A 21065-nucleotide genomic window follows, 5' to 3' on the forward strand; every position below is an offset into this window, starting at 1 on the left:
AAAAGGTTCGAAGTCCTCTGCCATGAAACCATCGCTAGTCCTGAAGATGGGCCAGCAGCTGACGATGACACCGCAGCTGCAACAAGCCATACGATTGCTCCAGCTATCCACGCTTGATCTCCAACAAGAGATTCAGGAAGCGCTGGATTCCAATCCCATGCTCGAGCGCGAAGAAGACGGGGATGATTTCGACAACTCCGATCCGATGGCCGAGTCGGTCGAAAAGAAAAGCGAAAGCCCTTCAGCCGACTCGCCCGAGCAGAGCGAGCCGGACAATCACTATGACGAGCCCATCAATACCGTTGAGAACCTCGAAGAAGGCGACTGGGGCGACCGCATCCCCAATGAGCTGCCGGTAGACACCGCTTGGGAAGACATCTATCAGACCAGCGCCAGCAGCTTGCCGAGCAGCGATGACGATGAGTGGGATTTCACCAGCCGCACGTCCAGCGGCGAAAGCCTGCAAAGCCACCTGCTTTGGCAACTCAACCTCGCCCCGATGAGCGATACCGACCGTCTCATCGCGGCCACCCTGATCGATTGCATCAATCCACAGGGTTATCTCGACGAAACGCTTGAAGAAGTTCTCGAATCCTTCGATCCAGAACTTGAAATCGAACTCGATGAGATCGAAGTGGTTCTGCGCCGCATCCAACAGTTCGAGCCCGCAGGTATCGGTGCGCGGGATCTACGCGAGTGTCTGTTGTTGCAGCTTCGTCAACTACCCGAACGCACCGAGTGGCTGAGTGAGGCCATCCGGCTGGTGAGTGACCACCTGGATATTCTTGGCGGGCGCGATTACAGCTTGCTGATGCGCAGGATGAAGCTCAAAGAAGACGAACTGCGGCAGATCATCGACTTGATCCAAACGCTCAATCCACGCCCCGGCTCGCAGATCGAAGCCGGCGAGCCCGAATACGTGGTGCCTGACGTGATCGTGCGCAAGCACAATGGCCGCTGGCTGGTGGAGCTGAATCAGGAGGCAATGCCGCGCCTGAGGGTAAACGCGCAATATGCCGGGTTCGTCAAACGCGCCGATTCCAGCGCGGATAACACCTTCATGCGAAACCAGCTGCAAGAAGCACGCTGGTTCATCAAAAGCCTGCTCAGCCGCAACGAAACGCTGATGAAGGTGGCCACCCAGATCGTCGAACATCAGCGGGGCTTTTTCGAGCACGGCGACGAGGCCATGAAGCCGCTAGTTCTGCACGACATCGCCGAAGCGGTGGGCATGCATGAGTCGACCATTTCGCGGGTCACGACGCAAAAGTTCATGCACACGCCCCGGGGCATCTACGAACTCAAGTACTTCTTTTCGAGCCATGTGAGCACTGCCGAAGGCGGCGAGTGCTCGTCTACCGCCATCCGCGCAATCATCAAGAAACTGGTGGCTGCGGAAAACCAGAAAAAGCCATTGAGCGACAGCAAGATCGCTGGTCTACTGGAAGAACAGGGGATTCAGGTCGCACGCCGCACCGTCGCAAAGTACCGCGAATCACTCGGTATCGCGCCATCCAGCGAGCGCAAGCGGCTGATGTAACGCCAGAGCACTGGTCGAATTCTTCCGATGGCGGGCTTGCTGCCCACCAATCCGCATGTGGCAAAAAGGAGATGCAGTATGCAAGTCAACATCACTGGCCTTCACCTGGAAATCACAGAACCCCTGCGTGACTACGTCGAGGAGAAATTCGAGCGGTTAGAACGGCATTTCGATCGCATCATTGCCATTCAAGTCGTTCTTCAAGTCGAGAAGCTGAGGCAGAAGGCCGAAGCGACGTTGCATGTAGCTGGCCGCGAAGTTGTAGCCAACGCCGAGCACAGTGACATGTACGCCGCGATCGATCTGCTTGCGGACAAGCTTGATCGGCAGCTCATCAAACACAAAGAAAAACAGCTCGACCACCATCAGGGCGCCCTGGCTCGCTAACCCATCATGATCCGAATCGAAAATATCCTAACCCCCGGCCGCGCCCTAGTGGGCGTACCGGGCGGCAGCAAGAAGCGCGTCTTGGAGCAGATCGCCAAGGTGCTTGGTGGGGATCTGCCAGATCTTGATAGCCAAGCGATCTTTGAAAGCTTCATCGCCCGAGAAAAGCTTGGCTCAACCGGGTTCGGCAATGGCATTGCGATCCCGCACTGCCGTATGCCCGGCTGCACATCGCCGCTCAGTGCAGTGCTGAGGCTCGATACGCCAGTAGATTTCGATGCAATCGACGGCGCTCCCGTCGATCTATTGTTCGTACTGCTGGTGCCAGAAGCAGCCACCGATGAACATCTGGAGCTGCTTCGCCAGATTGCCAGCATGCTGGATCGCGAAGAGGTCCGTGAACGGCTGCGCGGGACCACGTCGGGCCAGGAACTGTATCAGGCTGTGGTGGATATTCAGAACGGTCGTTAGTTGGCCGTCCGGTACAACCTAAGCGGTGGTTGGCAAGCCCAACCGCCGGGCTCCGTGAAACAAAGCCAAAGGCTGGACCGAGGTTAACAGACCGAAAAAACGCACCTTGATTGGCTATAGATGCGTTCTGACTGAGGTCGCGGCCGTGGCTGCTTTAACGAGACATGTCTGCTCGAGTGGTTTTCCAACAGCCTGCTAGGACAGAGCAATATTCTGTCGCCCTACGCTGAGCGAGGAAAGAAACGTGCCCCTTATCTGCCAAAACACACACTGCCGGCACGACGCGAAAAAAGGTTTTCAAGGCCAAGCCCGGCTGAATGGAACAGTTCGATGCGGTTAATCATCGTCAGTGGGCGCTCTGGATCGGGCAAGAGCACTGCGCTAAATGTCCTTGAAGACAATGGTTTCTACTGTATCGACAACCTTCCCGCCGGCCTTCTGCCAGAGCTGGCAGAAAGGGCACTGTTGCACACAGAGCTGCTGCAGCCACAAGTCGCGGTATCTATTGATGCGCGCAACCTGCCGAGTCAACTAAAACGCTTTCCCGAGCTGCTCGAAGATGTCCGTGCCCGATATATCCAGTGCGATGTACTGTATCTTGATGCCGCCGACGAGACATTGCTCAAGCGATTTTCGGAGACCCGTAGGCGGCATCCGCTGACCAACCAGAACCGCTCCCTGGCCGAAGCCATCCGTGACGAAGAACTGCTTCTGGCGCCTATCATCGATCACGCCGACCTGAAGATCGACACCACACACCTGAATCTTTATCAGCTACGAGACACGCTGAAGCTGCGCCTGCTGGACAAGCCAGAGCCGGGTACGGCTTTTCTCTTCGAGTCCTTTGGCTTTAAACGAGGTATGCCGGTGGACGCCGATCTGGTATTCGATGTGCGCTGCCTGCCCAATCCCTACTGGAAGGCCGATCTGCGCGATTTCTCCGGACTGGATCAGCCTGTTGTCGATTATCTCGCTGCACAAACGGACGTCGAGGAAATGTTCCAAGACATCCTGGCCTACTTGAGCAAATGGCTTCCCCGCTTCGCCGCCAGCAACCGCGCCTATGTCACGGTCGCCATTGGCTGCACCGGTGGACACCACCGCTCGGTCTATCTGGCCGAGCGGCTCGGTCATGCGCTGCGCGAACCTCTAAAGAACGTCCAGGTCCGCCACCGCGACCTGGCTTAGGAATACACATGCCGTCGTGTGAAATCACCATCATCAACAAGCTCGGTCTGCATGCCCGGGCAGCCGCCAAGTTTGTCGGAGTCGCTAATCGCTTCCCTTGCGACATCCGCTTGGGGCGCTGCCCGTCCAGCCTCATAGATGGCAAAAGCATCATGGCGGTGATGATGCTCGCTGCCAGCAAAGGCACCCGTTTGCACATGCAGACAGAGGGCGAGCAGGAGCATGAAGCGCTCCAGGCGCTGATCGCCCTGATCGAAGACTATTTCGAAGAAGGCGAATAGCAAGCGGCAAGCGCGGCGGAAAAAAGGGGCTTCAAGCCAGATAACGCCAAGTGTTTCCCTGTACGTTATCTTTTCGCTTTACTTGCTACTGATTACCTACTGTCCCGCCACCTTCATGCGCTCGATCAGCACCGACCCAGTGTGAATGCTGCTGCGCGACTCGACATCACAGCCAACCGCAACGATCTGCCGGAACATGTCCCGCAGGTTTCCCGCGATGGTCACCTCCTGCACCGGAAACTGAATCTCGCCGTTCTCGACCCAATAACCCCCGGCGCCGCGCGAATAGTCACCAGTCACCAGGTTCAAGCCCTGCCCCATCAGTTCGGTGACCAACAGCCCGCGCCCCATACGGCGGATCAGTGCGGCCTGGTCTTCATCACCTTGGGTGACGAAGAGGTTGTGTACCCCACCCGCATTGGCAGTGCTGGGCATGCCCAGCTTGCGCCCGGAATAGGTGCCAAGCACATAAGAGACCAGCTTGCCATTCTCGACGAACGGCTTGGCATAGGTCGCCAGGCCATCGCCGTCATAAGCCGAACTGGCCAGCCCGCGAGGCAGATGCGGACGTTCGTCGAGATTCAGCCATTCAGGAAACAGCGTCTGCCCCAGTGCGCCTTCCAGATAGGACGAGTTTCGATAGAGATTCCCGCCGGAGATTGCCGCGAGAAAATGTCCAAATAGCCCCGTCGCGAGGTCCGCAGAAAACAGCACCGGCACATCGCAGGTCGGTACAGGGCGCGCACCCAGTCGGCGAACGGCACGCTCGGCGGCACGCCGGCCAATCGACTCAGCAGAGGCCAGGTCAGCTGCCACACGCGAGACATCGTAGTGGTAATCCCGCTGCATCTGCCCGTCGGCTTCGGCAATCATCACGCTGCTGAGGCTGTGACGAGAACTGCAGTAAGCACCAATGAAGCCATTGCTGTTGCCATAACCACGGCACCCCTGGTGGGTGCTCAGGCTAGTGCCGTCGGCGTTGAGAATGCGTTTGTCCGTGGCGAAAGCCGCCGCCTCGCAACTGAGCGCCAGCTCGATGGCTTCGTCAGGGGAGATCCCCCAAGGATGATAGAGATCCAGGTCCGGCACGTCCTTCGCCATCAACGCCGGATCAGCAAGCCCGGCAAACTCGTCGGCAGACGCGTGTTTGGCGATCGCCAAAGCAGCCGCTACGGTTTCGCGGACCGCTTCGTCGCCGCTGCCAGTCGTGCTCGCCGATCCTTTGCGCTGGCCGACGTAAAGCGTGATGCCGAAGCCCTGATCGCGATTGAATTCGACCGTTTCCACTTCGCGCTGGCGGACCGTTGTGGACAGGCCCTGCTCCATCGAGACGGAGACTTCGCAGGCACTGGCGCCCTGTCGGCTGGCCTCCTCTAAGATCTTCTCAACCTTTTCGCGCAAGCCTGGCAACGCATGCGGACCGATCCCCTCGACTTCACTCATACATACTCCAACAACTGATTCGATCAAGTTGCAGCCAGCGGTGCTCGGCTGAGCTCCGTCGCTAGGCTACTGTTATCATGGCGGCATTACCTACTGGACCAGCCCCATGTCTGATATTTCCGATCTCGACGGTTTCGAGGAAAAAAGCAAAACCCAGGTCAAGCGCGAACTGCATGCTCTCCAGGATCTGGGTGAACGCCTCGCTACCTTAAAACCCGATGTGCTAGACCGCCTGCCACTTACCGATGCACTGCGCAAGGCGCTTGCCGACTCACCGAAACACACTGCGCATATCGCGCGCAAACGCCACCTGCAATACATCGGCAAACTGATGCGTGATCAGGATGTCGATGCCATCCTCGCCCTGGTCGACCAGCTCGATGCCTCGACCCGCCAGTACAACGAACGCTTCCACGCACTAGAGCGCTGGCGCGACCGTTTGATCGCTGGCAATGACGAGACACTCGAAGCCTTCATCATCGAATACCCCGAAACAGACCGTCAGCACCTGCGCGGCCTGATCCGCCATGCCCAACACGAAGCTGCGCGGGACAAGCCGCCGGCCGCCAGCCGCAAGATCTTCAAGTACATCCGCGAGCTGGACGAAACCCAACGGGGATTGCGTTAAACCATGCTGCAGGCCGCAACCTCGATCCATAAGCACAGCGCCGCAGGTCTCTAGCCTGCGGCTGCCTTCAGGCCCCGGTTCCTCCGACCGTAATCCCGTCGATTTTCACGGTCGGCTGACCTACGCCGACCGGTACCGACTGGCCGTCCTTTCCGCAGGTACCGACGCCGCTGTCCAGGGCCAGATCGGTACCCACCATCGACACTCTATTCATCACCTCCGGCCCGTTACCGATCAGGGTCGCCCCCTTCACTGGCGCGGTAATCTTGCCGTCCTCGATCAGATACGCCTCGCTGGTCGAGAACACGAACTTACCGCTGGTGATGTCCACCTGCCCACCACCGAGGCTCGCGCAGTAGATACCCTTCTTTACCGAGCGAATGATTTCCTCGGGGTCGCTTTCGCCCGCCAACATGTAGGTGTTGGTCATCCGCGGCATTGGCAGGTGAGCATAGGATTCGCGCCGTCCGTTGCCGGTGGGTGCAACTCCCATCAAGCGTGCGTTGAGCTTGTCCTGAATGTAGCCCTTGAGTATTCCGTTCTCGATCAGCGTAGTGCACTGCGTCGGCGTGCCCTCATCATCAACGCTCAATGAGCCGCGCCGATTGGCCAGTGTGCCGTCATCGACGATGGTGCACAGCTTGGAGGCGACCTGCTGACCTATCCGGCCGCTGTAGGCCGAGCTACCCTTGCGATTGAAGTCGCCTTCCAGGCCATGTCCGACTGCCTCGTGCAGCAATACGCCCGACCAGCCCGGCGCCAACACTACCGGGAGCGTCCCGGCGGGAGCGGCAACGGCATCCAGATTCACCAGCGCTTGACGCAAGGCCTCGCGGGCATAGCCCATTGCCCGGTCCTCGCTGAGAAAATACTCGTAACCGGTACGTCCGCCGCCGCCCTGGCCACCGCGCTCACGACGCCCGTTCTGCTCAACGATAACGCTGACGTTGAAGCGCACCAACGGACGTATGTCGGCCGCCATTCCGCCATCCAGGCCAGCCACCAGAATGTGTTCCCATACGCCCGCCAGGCTTACGGTGACTTGCTTGATACGCGAATCCAGCGCCCGTGTGGCGACATCGATACGCTTGAGCAGCTCGACCTTTTCTGCTCGACCGAGCCCGTCCAGTGGATTGTCCTGACCGTACAGCGGCGAAAAAGCTGCTTTGGACAGCACTTTGACACGCCCATGCTGGCCGTTTCTGGCAATCGAACGAGCCGCTTCGGCGGCCTGGCGTAGCGCCTCGGCAGTGATCGCATTGCTGTAGGCGAAGCCGGTCTTTTCACCGGACAGCGCGCGGACACCTACGCCTTGCTCCAGATGGAAACCGCCTTCCTTGACGATCCCATCTTCCAACACCCAGGACTCGGTCACCTGATCCTGGAAATATAGGTCGGCGGCGTCGATCCCGGGGCCCGCCAACTCGCCAAGCAACTCAGGCAAGTCATCGAGGCCCAACCCGCCCGGGGTTAGCAAACGCTCGGTGACAGGTAACAACAGTTCACTCATATCTACTCCAATGTCCCCGAAACGATACAGGGCGCAGTAAAACGACGATGATCCAGCACCGGCATACGTTGGCGCGTCTCGGCCTGACCAGCCGTGTCTCGCTCAACGACCAATGCAGCCTCGCCGGTGGTTTGCTCGCGCATCACTCGCCCCCAGTAATCAACAATAGATGAATGGCCGTGGGTCAACCGCCCGCCTGGGTGTTCGCCACCCTGCGCTGCCGCCAGCATATAGCATTGCGTCTCGATGGCCCGCGCGCGCAACAACATCTCCCAATGCGCCTGGCCGGTCACTTCAGTAAATGCCGACGGAACACTGATCAGCTCGGCTCCAGCCAGGCGCAGAGCCGTGTACAACTCAGCGAATCGCAGGTCGTAACAAACACTCATGCCCAGCCGACCAACCGGCGTATCAACCACCACCAAGCGGTCGCCCGCCGCATAGTCATTCGACTCCTGATAGCGGCCACGCGCATCGCTGACTTGCGCATCGAACAGATGCAACTTGTCGTAGCGCGCTACTCGCTGCCCCTGATCATCTACTAGCAACGAGCAAGCCCGAACCTTGGACAGCGGCTGGCCATCCGCCGGCAGCGGTAGCGTACCGGCGACTATCCATAACCTGAGGTCGATGGCAGTCCGTTTCAACCAGGGCAGTATCGGCCCGCCCCCTTCAGCTTCAGCACGCCCGACCGCCGGCAGATCGGTGCGGCCCATAGCTGCGAAGTTCTCTGGCAGCACCGCAAGCTGTGCGCCCGCCTCAGCGGCCCGTTCCAGCAGCCGTCTGGCGTTGGCGAGGTTCGCCCGGATGTCGGCCTGGCTGGCCATCTGGATAACCGCTAGGGTCATATTGGGACTCTCTCTGCAGCACGTCTCCATCTGTCGGCACGCGGATCAGTTGGGCTTTTCGAAGGGCTTATCGAAACTGATTTTCGGTGCCTGCCAAGGCCCCTCGACGCTGTATTGAACCGTCGCAAAGCGTGCGACTTTGTCGCCCAGCAATTTATCGACGACGAACAGGGCGCCACCGATGGCCGGTGCGCCGACAATCAGCGCAGCCAACGGTAAGTTGTTGCTGACCGGAAGTGTCACCAACAGCTTGGCGTCGATGCGATCTTCGACCAGATCCAGGCGGCCATCCAGCTCGAGGTTGCTGGAGGGCCCTGCGACTGTCAGCGGCTCGGTCGTCACGTAGACGCCGTTCGTCGCACGCAACTCGGCCTTGATTCGGTCGTAGCTCAGGCCCTTGCTGAACAGGTCCGAGAAATCCAGCCGCAGCCGCCGCCCAATCGAATCGAAATTCAGCAAGCCAAAAACCCGTAGCGCCTGCGCACCGCCGTCTACTTCACGGAGCTGGCCCTTGCGTAACCGAGCGTCGAGCCGGCCGGAGAAGCGATTTAGCGCGACGACCGCCGGTGAGCCGGACCAGCCGCCATCCACGTCCAGCCGGAAATCCTCGCTGGTGGTCGAGGGCGCGAAGCCCCAAGCCAGCAAAACATCGGCAAGATCCCCACCCTCCAACCGACCCTTGTACCAGGTCCGCGAACCGTTCCATCCGCCAGTACCACCGATCTTCAGCCCCCTGAGATTCAGGTCGAGGTCAAGGAATGTGACCCCCTCTGCGCTGGGTCGCATCTTCAATGCGCCCGCCCCCAGCAGCTCATCGCCCCGCAGCAGTTCGGCTACGGCAATATCAACCGCAGGCAGAGCCTTCGGATCGACGCCAGCCAGGGGATCCTGAAGCGGCGCCTCAGGGTCCTTTGGTTCGGCGCCAGGAAAACGCAAGCGCGACAGGTCAACCGCGATCGGCTCGCCCTCGGCATCTGGCAAGCGAACGGTCCCCGCCACCGTGTCGCTCTGCAAGCCAAGCCGCCAGCCTGCTCGCCGTCGCTGCAGGTCGACGTGAAGATTTTCGACCTCTGCACCAAGTCCAGAAAAGACACCGATTTCGAGTTGAGCGCGCCGTAACATCGAACCGCCTGTAGCCTTTGCCGCTCCGCCATATTGATCCAGCAAGGTCTGCCACTCGCTCAAATCGAAGCGCGGCACGCTGCCGCGCACATAGAAGCCCTCATCGGTGCGCAGGTTCGCCGCAGCGCCACCGAGCACCAACTCACCGCCGCCCTCGCGCCAGTCGTTGTTCGGCGCGACGAAGGTCAGTGCTGCCAGCGCGTCATATCGGAGCGTATAGCGCTGCCGCTCACCACCGAAAGTCATACGTAACGTCGTGTCGCGCCGCTCCCCGGCCGTTTTGCCGAACGGCGCAGGAAGCGCCAACGTGGTACCCAACAGCGAAGAGTCCACCTGCAGGTGGTTGTCCGTACTGCTCAGAAAAAGGCTCAGCCGCAGGGGCAGCGTCCCTGAGGCAGGCAAGGGTTGTTCAATGTTGCGCCAGGCCAGAAGTGGAGACACGCCGACCGTCCCAGTCGCTTCGATCCGAGTGGATGGTCTGCCCGGTTCGCCGGACGCAAATGCCCGCCCCTTGATCGCACTGCCCAGCGCGCGGCCCTGAAAAGCCTTTGCACTGAAGCCACGTTCGCTGTCGTAGCGAAAGGCGCCTTCCAGCGCCGCGATTTGCAGATCCGCCTGTGCGATGAATAGAGAAGCATCAGCCGTCGAAAACTCGGCATCGACCTGAGGCTGCCCGCCTTTGGCTAGAGGAATGCCCAGCCTTAGCGTGCCGCTCAACGGCCCATCGCCGTGCCAGCCGGCGAATAATGTATTCGTGCCGATTGGCGCCACCTGCATCAGGGTCAATACATCCCGAACATAGCCGTCGACCTGCCCGTTGATTTTCAGCATTGGCGCCTGGGCATCGTGGTTGCGAAGGATTTCGGCCGTCACGTCGTACACACGGCTGTCGAGCATCCGTGCATCGGCCAGGCGCACGCGTACTCCGCTGTTCTCGATGAGCACCTCTGCGCGACCTTCACGCAACACCGGCCAGCCCGGCTGGAACGCTAACTCAGCATCTTTCACCTTGAAGTACAGGCTCAGGCTGCGTGCTGTAACCGCAGCGTCCTTGTTCAGCGAGCCCTGATACTGAAAATAACCCTGCTCGACGGTGCCGCCGCGAATCGCGGTGTTCAGCCACTCGGTCAATGCCGGGCTCAGTGCTGGCGAGCGTGTTGGTAAATACTTCTCCGTGTAGCGCGCGTCCCCATCTGAGAGTCCAACACGCAAATCCATGTAGTCCTCAGCCGCTGGATCGCGCATCAGACGGATGAGGAAATCGCCAGCGATATGGCCCTCCTCGCCTTCCACCTGCAGATAGGGCGCGGCGAGGGTGAACGCCTGATCGTCGAGGGTCCAACGCAGGCTTCCACGGGCACGTTGATAATCCCAGGGGCGCGGAAACAGTTTAGCCAGATGCAGCGCGAAATCCCGATTGTCGAAGCGCAGCTCGCCCCCGCCCAGATTGCCCCGCACCGCGCCGCTGACATTGCGCACAGCCGGCACCCACTGATGAGCAGCGATGCTGACTGCATCGAGGTTGGCAGTGAAGGCCAGGCGCTCATCACTGGTCGCCGCGGGCCGGTAATCGACTTGCAGATTGCGCAGCGTTCCGCTGGGAGCAAGACCTCGCAGATACTCGCTGGCCAACTCGGGCAGTGGCAGTATCGCCTCAACCAGTTTTGCCACCGGCTCGACAGCGATGCGATCAGCCTGCAATCGCCAGCTCTCTTCAGCAAGATTCTGCTGAGCAACCAGTGTTGTATCCCGCCAACGATCATCATCGAAGGTGAACGCCAGCCCGTCGAGCTGGAGCCGGTAGCCCTCGCTCGCTCGGTCAAGGTAGGCATTTACCACGAGATCCTCGATCGTTAGCGGACCATCGGGCTGCCGGCCCAACCGCACCGCGGGCGCATTCAGCCGAGCAACTGCCCGGAACAGTCCGCGCTCGCGCCAGTCGAGCCACACCTCGCCGCCCGCCTGGAGCTGCTCGAGGTTCCAGCTTCCAGTGAGGCTCGCAGGCAACCAGGCCGCCCAGTCACTTTGCGGCAAGCTGAGGTACAGCTCAGCGTCGCTGGCCAGCCAATCCTTCGGCTGCACCTGCGCCTCGGCATGCAGGCTCAGCGGCTGCCCATCGGGAAGCAACAGGCGACCATCCAGCGCTAGACGCTGTCCCAGGCTGTGCAATTCGAGATTGGCATACGTCAACGTCAGAGGCGCTTCGTCGAGCGCCTCAACGGTAATCTGGCTATCCAGCAATCGAAGATGCCCGATACTCTGCAATCGACTTATCAACTTCGACAGGTTCAGAGGCGGTTGGTCAGCCCGCTCGGGCAGGCCATCGACACGCCATTTACCTTCAGCCGTCTGCACCAGACCGAGGTGTAGGCCGGCCAATTCAACGGTATCCAGTTTCAGCTGTCGCGCCAGAAGACTGCCCGAAACGTCAGGCACCAGAGCCAGACGATCCAGGCGCACCGCCCCGTCGCCTTCACCGAGAATCACGTTGTGGGCCACCAGTTGGGGAGCAAAACCCTCCCAGCGGCCTTCCAGCTGGCCGAGCGTAACCGGCATATTGAGCAGGTCGCGCGCTTTGTCCTGAACCTCAAGGCGATACTCAGCCACTAGCGGCACAAACTGCCGCCCGAGGCTCACATAGAGCGCAAGCAATATCAGGCCCATTGCACCCAGCCAGAGGCTGCGGCGCAAAACGGCCAGTACGATAGCCAAGAGCCGACTCATACGGATACGCCCCGCACGCCCAGGCCCGAGCGGCCAGGCTTGCATCTATTCAGAGCAGCACCACGTCGTACTGTTCCTGGGAATACATGGTCTCCACCTGGAATTTGATCGAGCGGCCGATGAAGCTCTCGAGGTCAGCGACGTTGCCCGACTCCTCGTCCAGCAGCCGGTCAATGACCTTCTGATTCGCCAGTACCCTATAGCCTTCAGGCTGGTACGCGCGCGCTTCACGGAGGATTTCCCGGAAGATCTCGTAGCAGACAGTTTCCGGGGTTTTCAATTTGCCCCGTCCTTGGCAACACATGCAGGGCTCGCACAACACCTGCTCAAGGCTTTCGCGGGTGCGTTTGCGGGTCATCTGCACCAGGCCCAGCTCGGTAATGCCGATGATGTTGGTTTTGGCGTGATCGCGTTCAAGCTGCTTTTCCAGCGTACGCAAAACCTGGCGCCGGTGTTCTTCATCTTCCATGTCGATGAAATCGATGATGATGATGCCGCCGATGTTGCGCAGTCGCAGCTGGCGTGCAATCGCGGTGGCCGACTCGAGGTTGGTCTTGAAAATGGTTTCTTCGAGGGTGCGATGACCGACGAAGGCACCGGTGTTGACGTCGATGGTGGTCATCGCTTCGGCCGGATCAATGATCAGATAACCGCCAGACTTGAGCATGACCTTGCGCTCGAGCGCTTTCTGGATCTCGTCCTCGACGCTGTACAGGTCGAAGATCGGCCGCTCACCGGGGTAATGCTCAAGATGCTCGCCGAGCTCGGGCATCAGCTCACCGACGAACTGGCTCACTTTCTGAAAGTTTTCCCGCGAATCGATGCGAATCTTCTCGATACGCGGATTGACCAGATCACGCAGAGTGCGCATGGCCAGAGACAAGTCCTCGTAGATGACCGAGGGCGCACCGGCCGTTTTCATTTGCCCGTCGATTTGCTCCCATAAGCGGCGCAGGTAACGGATGTCCATCAGAATCTCATCGCTGCCGGCGCCCTCCGCTGCGGTGCGCAGGATGAAGCCACCGGTTTCCTTGATGCCTTCGGCCGCAACGCACTCAGCCACTACTTGCTTGAGACGTTCGCGCTCGCCTTCATCCTCGATACGCAGAGAAATCCCGACATGACTGGTTTTGGGCATGTACACGAGGTAGCGCGAAGGTATCGATAACTGGGTCGTCAGCCGCGCGCCCTTGGTGCCGATCGGGTCCTTGGTCACCTGCACGACCAAAGCCTGCCCATCATGGACCAAGGCGCTGATCGGTTCGACAGCGTTGCCTTCACGGCTGGAGATCTCCGAGGCATGGATGAAAGCCGCTCGTTCCAGCCCGATGTCGACGAAAGCTGCCTGCATGCCGGGCAGGACCCGCACCACCTTGCCTTTGTAGATGTTGCCGACGATGCCCCGACGCTGGGTGCGCTCAACGTGCACTTCCTGCAGGACACCGTTTTCCACCACCGCCACCCGCGACTCCATGGGGGTGATGTTCATCAGGATTTCTTCGCTCATTATTGTTCTCGGCCGATGGCGGTGGGTATAGCAGCCGAAGCTGACGAGTTGGCTCGATTCTAACGGCATAAGCCGCCAAGCCCCAGGCTCTATACCGAGCTTTTACACCAGTAACGGAGCCCATACGCGTCGAGCAGCTGGGCCGTTTCACACAACGGCAGCCCAACCACTGCCGAATAGCTGCCTTCCAGCGCGCTTACGAAGACCGCACCCCAGCCCTGAATCGCGTAACTGCCAGCCTTGTCCTGCGGCTCGCCGCTGGCCCAGTAGGCTTCGGCTTCGTCGACACTGATCGGACGGAAGCGCACCCGACTGGTAACCAGACGCACCTCGCAACCCGACCGGTTAGCCAATGCAACGGCCGTCATCACCTCGTGCTCACGCCCAGAGAGGGCGCGCAGCATCGCCAGCGCATCCACCTTATCGGCAGGCTTGCCCAGAATTTGCTGATCCAGCACAACCGTCGTGTCTGCGCCCATCACGCAGGCCGAGTCGTCGCTGACGAGCGACAGGCCAGCCAGGGCCTTCTCCCGCGCCAGGCGCTGGACATAGACGTCAGGCGCTTCCGCCGCGCCGGGCGTTTCGTCGATAGCAACGGAAAGAAGAGAGAATGGAACGCCGATCTGAGTCAGCAATTCACGGCGTCGTGGCGACGCGGAGGCAAGAAACAAAATGGGCATGCCGGCTCCTTGGTGGACGAGCGCAGCAGATTCACACATCCGAACAACGATCGAAAGCCGTGTGGAGCCTCAATAGACGTTGAAGCGCCGCCGCGCCCATTCCAGCCCGACAAACACCCAAGGCCAAAAGAGTGCACTGACCGGCACGGGGACCAGAAACAATAGTGTCGGCGGACGGTTACCGGTCAGTGTATTGAGCCACAACTGCACCAGTTGCCCAATCCCTAGAATCACCAGCAGCACAAGGCTTTGCTGAAGCAACGGGAACATACGCAGGCGCTGTTGCAGGCTCAGCACCAGAAAGGTAATCAGCAGCAGTGGTAAGCCGTTCTGCCCAAGCAAAGTGCCCGACAACACATCCAGCATCAGCCCAAAGAAGAAGGCCGCTGCCATCCCGCCACGATGCGGCAGGGCAATTGCCCAGTAGGCGATGAACATGCCGAGCCAGAGCGGACGCGCCAGGCCGAAACTCTGGGGCATGGGGGCCACGCTGAGCAGTAGCGCCAGCAACAGCGACAGCCAGATAACCCAGCCATTGTTTGAACGACCATGAATCATGGTCGCTCCTCCGGTTCCGGTTCCGGGGATGGCGTATCGGACGCTGTTGGTGCAGCGGGCGCGGTGGGCGCCGGCTGCTCCGATATCGCACTGTCGCCAACCGTTGCCTCTTCCGCCTTGCGGTCGGCGGACTCCTGGGCTTGCGCCGCAGCAGTCGCTCGTTCTTCAGGCGTCCTTGAATCGCTGAAGACCAGCAACAGGTAACGGCTGCGATTGAGCATGGCGGTTGGAATGGCGCGAACGATCAGGAAGGGCTGACCGGAGCCGCGAACCACCTCCGTGACCTGGGCAACCGGATAGCCACTGGGAAAGCGCTGCCCTAAACCGGAACTGACCAAAAGATCGCCTTCCTTGATGTCCGCCGTCTCGGCGACATGACGTAACTCGAGATAATCCGGGCTCCCGGTGCCAACTGCAATGGCGCGCAACCCATTGCGATTGACCTGCACCGGAATGCTATGCGTCACGTCTGTCAACAGCAGCACGCGTGCCGCGTAGGGCATGACCTCGACGACCTGCCCCATCAGCCCGCTGGCATCGAGCACTGGCTGGCCGAGAAACACGCTGTCGCGCTCACCCTTGTCAATCAGGATGCGGTGGGTGAAAGGATTCGGGTCCAGCCCGATCAGCTCGCTGACGATCACCTTGTCGTCAACCAGCGCGGCAGAGTTGAGCAATTCGCGCAGGCGCACGTTCTGCTCCGTCAGCATCGCCAGCTTTTGCAGGCGCCGCTGCATGAGCAATGCTTCGGCCTTCAATTTTTCGTTTTCGGCCACCAGGCTGGTGCTGCTGCTGATCTGTTCGGTCGCCCGCTGCCAGGTGCGAACCGGTAAATCAGCTAGCCAGTAAAAGGGGGTGAGCACCAGCCCCATCTGGCTACGCAAAGGCTTCAGCGTCTCGAAACGCGCATCCACCACCATCAGCACGACACAGAGCACGGAGAGCACCAGCAGGCGCACTCCGAGCAAGGGTCCTTTGGCGAAAAGCGGTTTGATGGGCGGGTCCTCGCAGCTGCAGGCTTCACACTAAACGCGAAAAGCCGAGAGCAGGGCAGGCCCTGTCATCGGCTTGTAATTAGAGCCTGTTAGCTCACTCCGTGGACAGCAAATCCATGGCGTGTCGGTCCATCATTTCCAGTGCACGGCCGCCGCCGCGCGCGACGCAGGTCAGCGGCTCTTCAGCGACGATGACCGGCAAGCCGGTTTCCTGCGCCAGCAGCTTGTCCAGGTCACGCAGCAGGGCGCCACCACCCGTCAGGACCAGCCCGCGCTCGGCGATATCGGAAGCGAGTTCCGGTGGAGACTGCTCCAGCGCACTCTTGACCGCCTGAACGATGGTGGCCAGGGACTCTTGCAGCGCCTCGAGCACTTCATTGGAATTGAGGGTAAAGCTGCGCGGTACGCCTTCGGCCAGATTGCGGCCACGTACGTCGACTTCTCGGATATCGCTGCTTGGAAATGCGGTACCGATTTCCTGCTTGATGCGCTCGGCAGTGGACTCGCCGATCAGGCTGCCGTAGTTACGGCGTACGTAGGTCACGATGGATTCGTCGAAACGGTCACCACCGACGCGAACGGATTCAGCGTAGACCACGCCATTCAGCGAAATCAGGGCGATTTCGGTGGTGCCGCCACCGATATCCACGACCATGGAGCCGCGCGCTTCGTCTACTGGCAGGCCGGCACCGATAGCGGCGGCCATGGGCTCTTCGATCAGGAACACTTCGCGCGCGCCCGCACCCAAGGCGGACTCGCGGATCGCACGACGCTCAACTTGCGTGGACTTGCAGGGCACGCAGATCAACACCCGCGGGCTGGGCTGCAGAAAGCTGTTTTCGTGAACCTTGTTGATAAAATACTGAAGCATCTTTTCGCAGACGCTGAAGTCGGCGATGACGCCATCTTTCATCGGGCGGATGGCGTTGATGTTACCTGGCGTGCGACCAAGCATGCGCTTGGCGTCGGTACCCACGGCGACAACACTCTTCTGGTTGCCATGGGTACGGATGGCAACGACCGAGGGCTCGTTCAGGACGATGCCGCGATCGCGCACATAAATAAGGGTATTGGCAGTGCCCAGGTCGATCGACAAATCGCTGGAAAACATGCCACGCAGTTTCTTGAACATGGGTAAAGGGCCCTGGGGCAAACGCGTGGGGAAAAAAGTGCCGCAAACTCTAACAATGGTGCGAAGTTAGGGCAAGGCGAGAGTCCGTGGTTATCGGGCCATACGTGAGCCATTGCGCGAAATGCATGCGCCTCGGAAAAACCCCGCAAGGCGCAGCCGTGCTACCGAGAAGCCCCCCAGGCATGTAAGATTGACGGCTTTTCCGGGCTCGAATGCCCACTGCTGCGGCTCGAACCCGCCGCCCCTCGTCGTGCTTTGCCGACGAAAGGCGCACCCGACTCGCTTCCCGCTGGAGAATCCCGATGGCGCTTGAACGCTCCGAGGTGGAAAAGATCGCTCATCTGGCCCGCCTGGGTCTGAATGAAGACGACCTGCCCCGCACCACCGAGACCCTGAACAACATCCTCGGCCTGATCGATCGCATGCAAGCCGTAGACACCACGGGCGTCGAGCCCTTGGCCCACCCACTGGAAACCAGCCAGCGTCTGCGTGCCGACGCGGTCACCGAGACCAATCAGCGCGACGCCTACCAGGCCATCGCCCCGGCCGTAGAAGACGGTCTGTATCTAGTTCCGCGGGTGATCGAGTAATGAAGGACGCCGACATGCATCAACTGACCCTCGCCGAGATCGCCCGCGCGCTGACAGACAAGCAGTTCTCCGCCGAGGAGCTGACCCGTTCGCTGCTGGCCCGCATCCAGCAGCTCGATCCGCAACTGAACAGTTTCATCACCGTGACCGAAGAGCGGGCGCTTGGCCAGGCCAAGGCGGCCGATGCGCGCCGTGCCAATGGCGAGAACGGCGCGCTGCTTGGTGCACCGATCGGTCATAAAGACCTGTTCTGCACCCAGGGCATTCGCACCAGCTGCGGCTCGAAGATTCTCGACAATTTTCAAGCACCCTACGACGCCACGGTCGTCGAACGTCTCTCTGCTGCTGGCGCAGTCTCGCTGGGCAAGCTGAACATGGATGAATTCGCCATGGGCTCGGCCAACGAGTCGAGCTACTACGGCGCCGTGAAGAACCCTTGGGACACGAGCCGCGTACCCGGCGGCTCGTCCGGTGGTTCCGCTGCAGCCGTCGCGGCGCGCCTGCTGCCTGCTGCGACCGGCAGCGATACCGGCGGCTCGATTCGTCAACCGGCTGCGCTGACCAACCTTACCGGCCTCAAGCCCACCTACGGACGTGTTTCACGCTGGGGCATGATCGCCTATGCCTCCAGCCTCGACCAGGGCGGCCCAATTGCCCGCACGGCTGAAGACTGCGCTTTGATGCTCGGCACCATGGCGGGTTTCGACCCGAAGGATTCAACCAGTGTCGACCAGCCGCTGGACGACTATCTCGGCGCGTTGACCAAGCCGTTGACCGGCCTGCGTGTCGGCCTGCCGAAGGAATATTTCGGTGATGGTCTCGATAGCAAGATCGCCGACGCGGTAATGGTGGCGGTCGAGGAGCTGAAGAAGCTCGGTGCCACGGTGAAGGAGATCAGCCTGCCGAACATGCAGCACGCGATCCCTTCTTACTACGTGATCGCGCCAGCCGAGGCCAGCTCCAACCTGTCCCGCTTCGACGGCGTGCGCTTCGGCTATCGCTGCGAGAACCCGGTGGATCTGACCGATCTATACAAGCGTTCCCGCGCCGAAGGCTTCGGTGACGAAGTCCGCCGCCGCATCATGGTCGGCACCTATGCGCTGTCAGCGGGCTATTACGACGCCTACTACTTGAAGGCACAGAAGATCCGCCGCCTGATCAAGAACGACTTCGTCAGCGCCTTCGATGAGGTGGATGTGATCCTCGGTCCGACCACACCGAATCTGGCATGGAAGCTTGGCGAGAAGAACAACGACCCGGTCTCGGCCTACCTCGAAGACATCTACACCATCACCGCCAACCTTGCGGGCATCCCGGGCCTCTCCATGCCGGCGGGCTTCATCGACGGTCTGCCGGTGGGCGTGCAGTTGCTGGCCCCATATTTCCAGGAAAGCCGCCTGCTCAACGTTGCTCACCAGTACCAGCAGGTCACCGAGTGGCATAAACAAGCACCGAGCGGATTCTGAGGACGAACACATGCAATGGGAAACCGTGATCGGGCTGGAGATCCACGCACAGCTCGCGACTCAATCGAAGATCTTTTCCGGCAGCGCCACTACCTTTGGTGCCGAGCCCAACACCCAGGCCAGCCTGATCGACCTGGGCATGCCCGGCACCTTGCCGGTACTCAACGCAGAAGCGGTGCGCATGGCCTGCAAGTTCGGCCTGGCGATTGATGCCGAGATCGCCGACAAGAACGTCTTTGCGCGCAAGAATTACTTCTACCCCGACCTCCCCAAGGGCTACCAGACCAGCCAGATGGACCATCCCATCGTCGGCAAGGGTTATCTGGACATCACCTTGGAAGATGGCACCACCCGCCGTATCGGCATCACCCGCGCGCATCTGGAAGAGGATGCCGGCAAGAGCCTGCACGAAGACTTCCAGGGCATGAGCGGCATCGACCTGAACCGCGCTGGCACGCCTCTGCTGGAGATCGTCTCCGAGCCGGACATTCGCTCGGCGAAGGAAGCGGTGGCCTACGTGAAAGCCATCCATGCTCTGGTGCGTTATCTCGGCATCTGCGACGGCAACATGGCCGAAGGTTCGCTGCGTTGCGACTGCAACGTTTCGGTGCGCCCGAAAGGCCAAGCCGAGTTCGGCACTCGCGCCGAGATCAAGAACGTCAACTCCTTCCGCTTCATCGAAAAGGCGATCAACCACGAAGTGCAGCGTCAGATCGAGTTGATCGAAGACGGCGGCAAGGTGGTCCAGGAAACCCGCCTGTACGACCCGAACAAGGACGAGACGCGCTCCATGCGCAGCAAGGAAGAAGCCAACGACTACCGCTACTTCCCCTGCCCCGATCTGCTGCCGGTCGTGATCGAGCAGAGCTTTCTCGATGAAATTCGTGCCTGCCTGCCGGAACTGCCGGTGCAGAAGCGCGAGCGTTTCGAGCGCGAGTTCGGCCTGTCCGCCTATGACGCCGACGTACTGGCGGCCAGCCGTGAGATGGCCGATTACTTCGAGGCCGTGCAGAAGGTCTGCGGTGACGCCAAGCTGGCCGCGAACTGGGTCATGGGCGAACTCTCCAGCCTGCTGAACAAGGAAGGGCTGGACATCGAGCAGTCTCCAGTATCGGCCGAGCAACTGGGCGGCATGATCCTGCGCATCAAGGACAACACCATCAGCGGCAAAATCGCCAAGATGGTCTTCGAAGCGATGGCTGCCGGCGAAGGCTCGGCTGACGAGATCATCGAGAAGAAGGGCCTCAAGCAGGTCACCGATTCCGGTGCCATCGAAAAGATGCTGGACGAGGTGCTAGCCGCCAATGCCGAGCAGGTCGAGCAGTACCGCGCCAGCGACGAAGCCAAGCGCGGCAAGATGTTCGGCTTCTTCGTCGGCCAGGCCATGAAAGCCTCAAAGGGCAAGGCCAACCCCGCTCAGGTCAACCAGTTGCTCAAGAGCAAACTGGAAGGCTGACCGACACGGGCCCGACAGGGCCCGTTTCTTGTTGAACCCCACCTTGGCCACTGCAACCTCATTGTCGAGTGAACGGTGGCGCAGGTCGACGATCCAAAGCTGACAAGACCGAACCAGTAACTGCAGCCTGATCCGTTCAGGAAGGATTGCTTATGCAAACCCGAATACTGACCGTCCCGATCCTGCTTGCCTTTGCCGCTGGCTGTGCGGAGTCACCAGAGGCAGACGCCACCGAAAGCACCGTCATCCAGAAGGGCAAGGCTTCGTATTACGCCCGCAGCTTCCAAGGGAAGGAAACGGCCAGCGGAGAAACGTTCAACCAGAACGAATTGGTGGCCGCACACAAAACGCTGCCCTTCGACACGCGTGTGCAGGTCACTAACCTGGAAAACGGCAAGCAAGTCACCGTGCGCATCAATGATCGCGGACCCTTCAAGCCGGGCCGAATCATCGATCTGTCACGAGTGGCGGCGAATCGAATCGATCTGCTCGACGAGGGCATCGCCCCGGTAAAGATCGAAACGCTGGACTGATTGCCT

The 21065-nt window shown here is 60.4% G+C and carries 19 protein-coding genes; 10 read left to right on the top strand and 9 right to left on the bottom strand.

The features are described from left to right. Positions 1 to 22 precede the first annotated feature (22 nt). From C1896_17775 to C1896_17795, 5 genes are all read left to right on the top strand, one after another. Complete coding sequence (locus tag C1896_17775) at positions 23 to 1540, top strand: RNA polymerase factor sigma-54 (GenBank protein AZZ46599.1); 1518 nt, start codon at positions 23 to 25, stop codon at positions 1538 to 1540. A gap of 78 nt (positions 1541 to 1618) precedes the next feature. Continuing rightward, positions 1619 to 1927: a ribosome-associated translation inhibitor RaiA gene (gene raiA / locus C1896_17780; GenBank protein AZZ46600.1), complete on the top strand. Its 309-nt coding sequence runs from the start codon at positions 1619 to 1621 to the stop codon at positions 1925 to 1927. 6 nt (positions 1928 to 1933) lie between these two features. After that, a complete protein-coding gene (gene ptsN / locus C1896_17785) occupies positions 1934 to 2398 on the top strand; it encodes a PTS IIA-like nitrogen-regulatory protein PtsN (GenBank protein AZZ46601.1) in 465 nt (154 codons plus the stop codon). A 330-nt stretch (positions 2399 to 2728) separates the two neighbouring features. Continuing rightward, the gene (locus C1896_17790; protein AZZ46602.1) at positions 2729 to 3586 is read left to right on the top strand and encodes an RNase adapter RapZ; all 858 of its coding nucleotides are present in this window, start codon (positions 2729 to 2731) and stop codon (positions 3584 to 3586) included. Positions 3587 to 3594: 8 nt separating this feature from the next. Then, on the top strand, positions 3595 to 3867 hold the full coding sequence (locus C1896_17795) for an HPr family phosphocarrier protein (protein AZZ46603.1): 273 nt from the start codon (positions 3595 to 3597) through the stop codon (positions 3865 to 3867). A gap of 96 nt (positions 3868 to 3963) precedes the next feature. Here the strand turns inward: C1896_17795 and C1896_17800 are convergent, their stop codons facing one another. Next, positions 3964 to 5310, bottom strand: coding sequence for a metalloprotease PmbA (locus tag C1896_17800; protein ID AZZ46604.1), 1347 nt, complete (start codon positions 5308 to 5310; stop codon positions 3964 to 3966). Between the two features lie 106 nt (positions 5311 to 5416). Between C1896_17800 and C1896_17805 the strand changes: the two genes are divergently transcribed. Next, positions 5417 to 5938 (top strand): DUF615 domain-containing protein, encoded by a 522-nt coding sequence (locus tag C1896_17805; protein AZZ46605.1) that lies wholly within the window; start codon positions 5417 to 5419, stop codon positions 5936 to 5938. A gap of 67 nt (positions 5939 to 6005) precedes the next feature. Here C1896_17805 and C1896_17810 read toward each other — a convergent pair whose 3' ends face one another. From C1896_17810 to C1896_17845, 8 genes are all read right to left on the bottom strand, one after another. After that, positions 6006 to 7448, bottom strand: a complete 1443-nt coding sequence (locus C1896_17810; protein ID AZZ46606.1) for a metalloprotease TldD — start codon at positions 7446 to 7448, stop codon at positions 6006 to 6008. Positions 7449 to 7450: 2 nt separating this feature from the next. After that, complete coding sequence (locus C1896_17815) at positions 7451 to 8296, bottom strand: carbon-nitrogen hydrolase (protein ID AZZ46607.1); 846 nt, start codon at positions 8294 to 8296, stop codon at positions 7451 to 7453. Positions 8297 to 8341: 45 nt separating this feature from the next. Then, complete coding sequence (locus C1896_17820; protein AZZ47721.1) at positions 8342 to 12142, bottom strand: TIGR02099 family protein; 3801 nt, start codon at positions 12140 to 12142, stop codon at positions 8342 to 8344. 49 nt (positions 12143 to 12191) lie between these two features. After that, the gene (locus tag C1896_17825; protein ID AZZ46608.1) at positions 12192 to 13649 is read right to left on the bottom strand and encodes a ribonuclease G; all 1458 of its coding nucleotides are present in this window, start codon (positions 13647 to 13649) and stop codon (positions 12192 to 12194) included. 89 nt (positions 13650 to 13738) lie between these two features. Next, complete coding sequence (locus C1896_17830) at positions 13739 to 14329, bottom strand: septum formation inhibitor Maf (protein AZZ46609.1); 591 nt, start codon at positions 14327 to 14329, stop codon at positions 13739 to 13741. 69 nt (positions 14330 to 14398) lie between these two features. Next, on the bottom strand, positions 14399 to 14887 hold the full coding sequence (gene mreD / locus C1896_17835; GenBank protein AZZ46610.1) for a rod shape-determining protein MreD: 489 nt from the start codon (positions 14885 to 14887) through the stop codon (positions 14399 to 14401). Further along, positions 14884 to 15882, bottom strand: coding sequence for a rod shape-determining protein MreC (locus C1896_17840; protein AZZ46611.1), 999 nt, complete (start codon positions 15880 to 15882; stop codon positions 14884 to 14886). Before C1896_17840 ends, mreD begins: the two co-directional genes overlap by 4 nt. 94 nt (positions 15883 to 15976) lie before the next feature. Further along, positions 15977 to 17014 (bottom strand): rod shape-determining protein, encoded by a 1038-nt coding sequence (locus C1896_17845; GenBank protein AZZ46612.1) that lies wholly within the window; start codon positions 17012 to 17014, stop codon positions 15977 to 15979. Positions 17015 to 17316: 302 nt separating this feature from the next. On the opposite strand from C1896_17845, the gene C1896_17850 reads away from it, so the two are divergent. The 4 genes from C1896_17850 (at position 17317) to C1896_17865 (ending at position 21059) form a co-directional block, all read left to right on the top strand. Continuing rightward, positions 17317 to 17604 carry an Asp-tRNA(Asn)/Glu-tRNA(Gln) amidotransferase subunit GatC gene (locus tag C1896_17850; GenBank protein ID AZZ46613.1) on the top strand — a complete coding sequence of 96 codons (288 nt, stop codon included), beginning with the start codon at positions 17317 to 17319 and terminating at the stop codon, positions 17602 to 17604. A 14-nt stretch (positions 17605 to 17618) separates the two neighbouring features. Next, complete coding sequence (locus tag C1896_17855) at positions 17619 to 19070, top strand: Asp-tRNA(Asn)/Glu-tRNA(Gln) amidotransferase GatCAB subunit A (protein ID AZZ47722.1); 1452 nt, start codon at positions 17619 to 17621, stop codon at positions 19068 to 19070. A gap of 10 nt (positions 19071 to 19080) precedes the next feature. Further along, positions 19081 to 20526: an Asp-tRNA(Asn)/Glu-tRNA(Gln) amidotransferase GatCAB subunit B gene (gene gatB, locus C1896_17860; GenBank protein ID AZZ46614.1), complete on the top strand. Its 1446-nt coding sequence runs from the start codon at positions 19081 to 19083 to the stop codon at positions 20524 to 20526. A 152-nt stretch (positions 20527 to 20678) separates the two neighbouring features. Beyond that, positions 20679 to 21059 carry a septal ring lytic transglycosylase RlpA family lipoprotein gene (locus tag C1896_17865; protein AZZ46615.1) on the top strand — a complete coding sequence of 127 codons (381 nt, stop codon included), beginning with the start codon at positions 20679 to 20681 and terminating at the stop codon, positions 21057 to 21059. Positions 21060 to 21065 lie beyond the last annotated feature (6 nt).

The sequence above is a fragment of the Pseudomonadaceae bacterium SI-3 genome, from assembly GCA_004010935.1.
Classification (GTDB): Bacteria; Pseudomonadota; Gammaproteobacteria; order Pseudomonadales; family Pseudomonadaceae; genus Stutzerimonas.

What these genes read in the sequence shown, in the direction of transcription:
- C1896_17775 (AZZ46599.1), top strand. Translation starts at nt 23, where the DNA reads ATGAAACCATCGCTAGTCCTGAAGATGGGCCAGCAGCTGACGATGACA.
- raiA (AZZ46600.1), top strand. Translation starts at nt 1,619, where the DNA reads ATGCAAGTCAACATCACTGGCCTTCACCTGGAAATCACAGAACCCCTG.
- ptsN (AZZ46601.1), top strand. Translation starts at nt 1,934, where the DNA reads ATGATCCGAATCGAAAATATCCTAACCCCCGGCCGCGCCCTAGTGGGC.
- C1896_17790 (AZZ46602.1), top strand. Translation starts at nt 2,729, where the DNA reads ATGCGGTTAATCATCGTCAGTGGGCGCTCTGGATCGGGCAAGAGCACT.
- C1896_17795 (AZZ46603.1), top strand. Translation starts at nt 3,595, where the DNA reads ATGCCGTCGTGTGAAATCACCATCATCAACAAGCTCGGTCTGCATGCC.
- C1896_17800 (AZZ46604.1), bottom strand. Translation starts at nt 5,310, where the DNA reads ATGAGTGAAGTCGAGGGGATCGGTCCGCATGCGTTGCCAGGCTTGCGC.
- C1896_17805 (AZZ46605.1), top strand. Translation starts at nt 5,417, where the DNA reads ATGTCTGATATTTCCGATCTCGACGGTTTCGAGGAAAAAAGCAAAACC.
- C1896_17810 (AZZ46606.1), bottom strand. Translation starts at nt 7,448, where the DNA reads ATGAGTGAACTGTTGTTACCTGTCACCGAGCGTTTGCTAACCCCGGGC.
- C1896_17815 (AZZ46607.1), bottom strand. Translation starts at nt 8,296, where the DNA reads ATGACCCTAGCGGTTATCCAGATGGCCAGCCAGGCCGACATCCGGGCG.
- C1896_17820 (AZZ47721.1), bottom strand. Translation starts at nt 12,142, where the DNA reads ATGAGTCGGCTCTTGGCTATCGTACTGGCCGTTTTGCGCCGCAGCCTC.
- C1896_17825 (AZZ46608.1), bottom strand. Translation starts at nt 13,649, where the DNA reads ATGAGCGAAGAAATCCTGATGAACATCACCCCCATGGAGTCGCGGGTG.
- C1896_17830 (AZZ46609.1), bottom strand. Translation starts at nt 14,329, where the DNA reads ATGCCCATTTTGTTTCTTGCCTCCGCGTCGCCACGACGCCGTGAATTG.
- mreD (AZZ46610.1), bottom strand. Translation starts at nt 14,887, where the DNA reads ATGATTCATGGTCGTTCAAACAATGGCTGGGTTATCTGGCTGTCGCTG.
- C1896_17845 (AZZ46612.1), bottom strand. Translation starts at nt 17,014, where the DNA reads ATGTTCAAGAAACTGCGTGGCATGTTTTCCAGCGATTTGTCGATCGAC.
- C1896_17850 (AZZ46613.1), top strand. Translation starts at nt 17,317, where the DNA reads ATGGCGCTTGAACGCTCCGAGGTGGAAAAGATCGCTCATCTGGCCCGC.
- C1896_17855 (AZZ47722.1), top strand. Translation starts at nt 17,619, where the DNA reads ATGCATCAACTGACCCTCGCCGAGATCGCCCGCGCGCTGACAGACAAG.
- gatB (AZZ46614.1), top strand. Translation starts at nt 19,081, where the DNA reads ATGCAATGGGAAACCGTGATCGGGCTGGAGATCCACGCACAGCTCGCG.
- C1896_17865 (AZZ46615.1), top strand. Translation starts at nt 20,679, where the DNA reads ATGCAAACCCGAATACTGACCGTCCCGATCCTGCTTGCCTTTGCCGCT.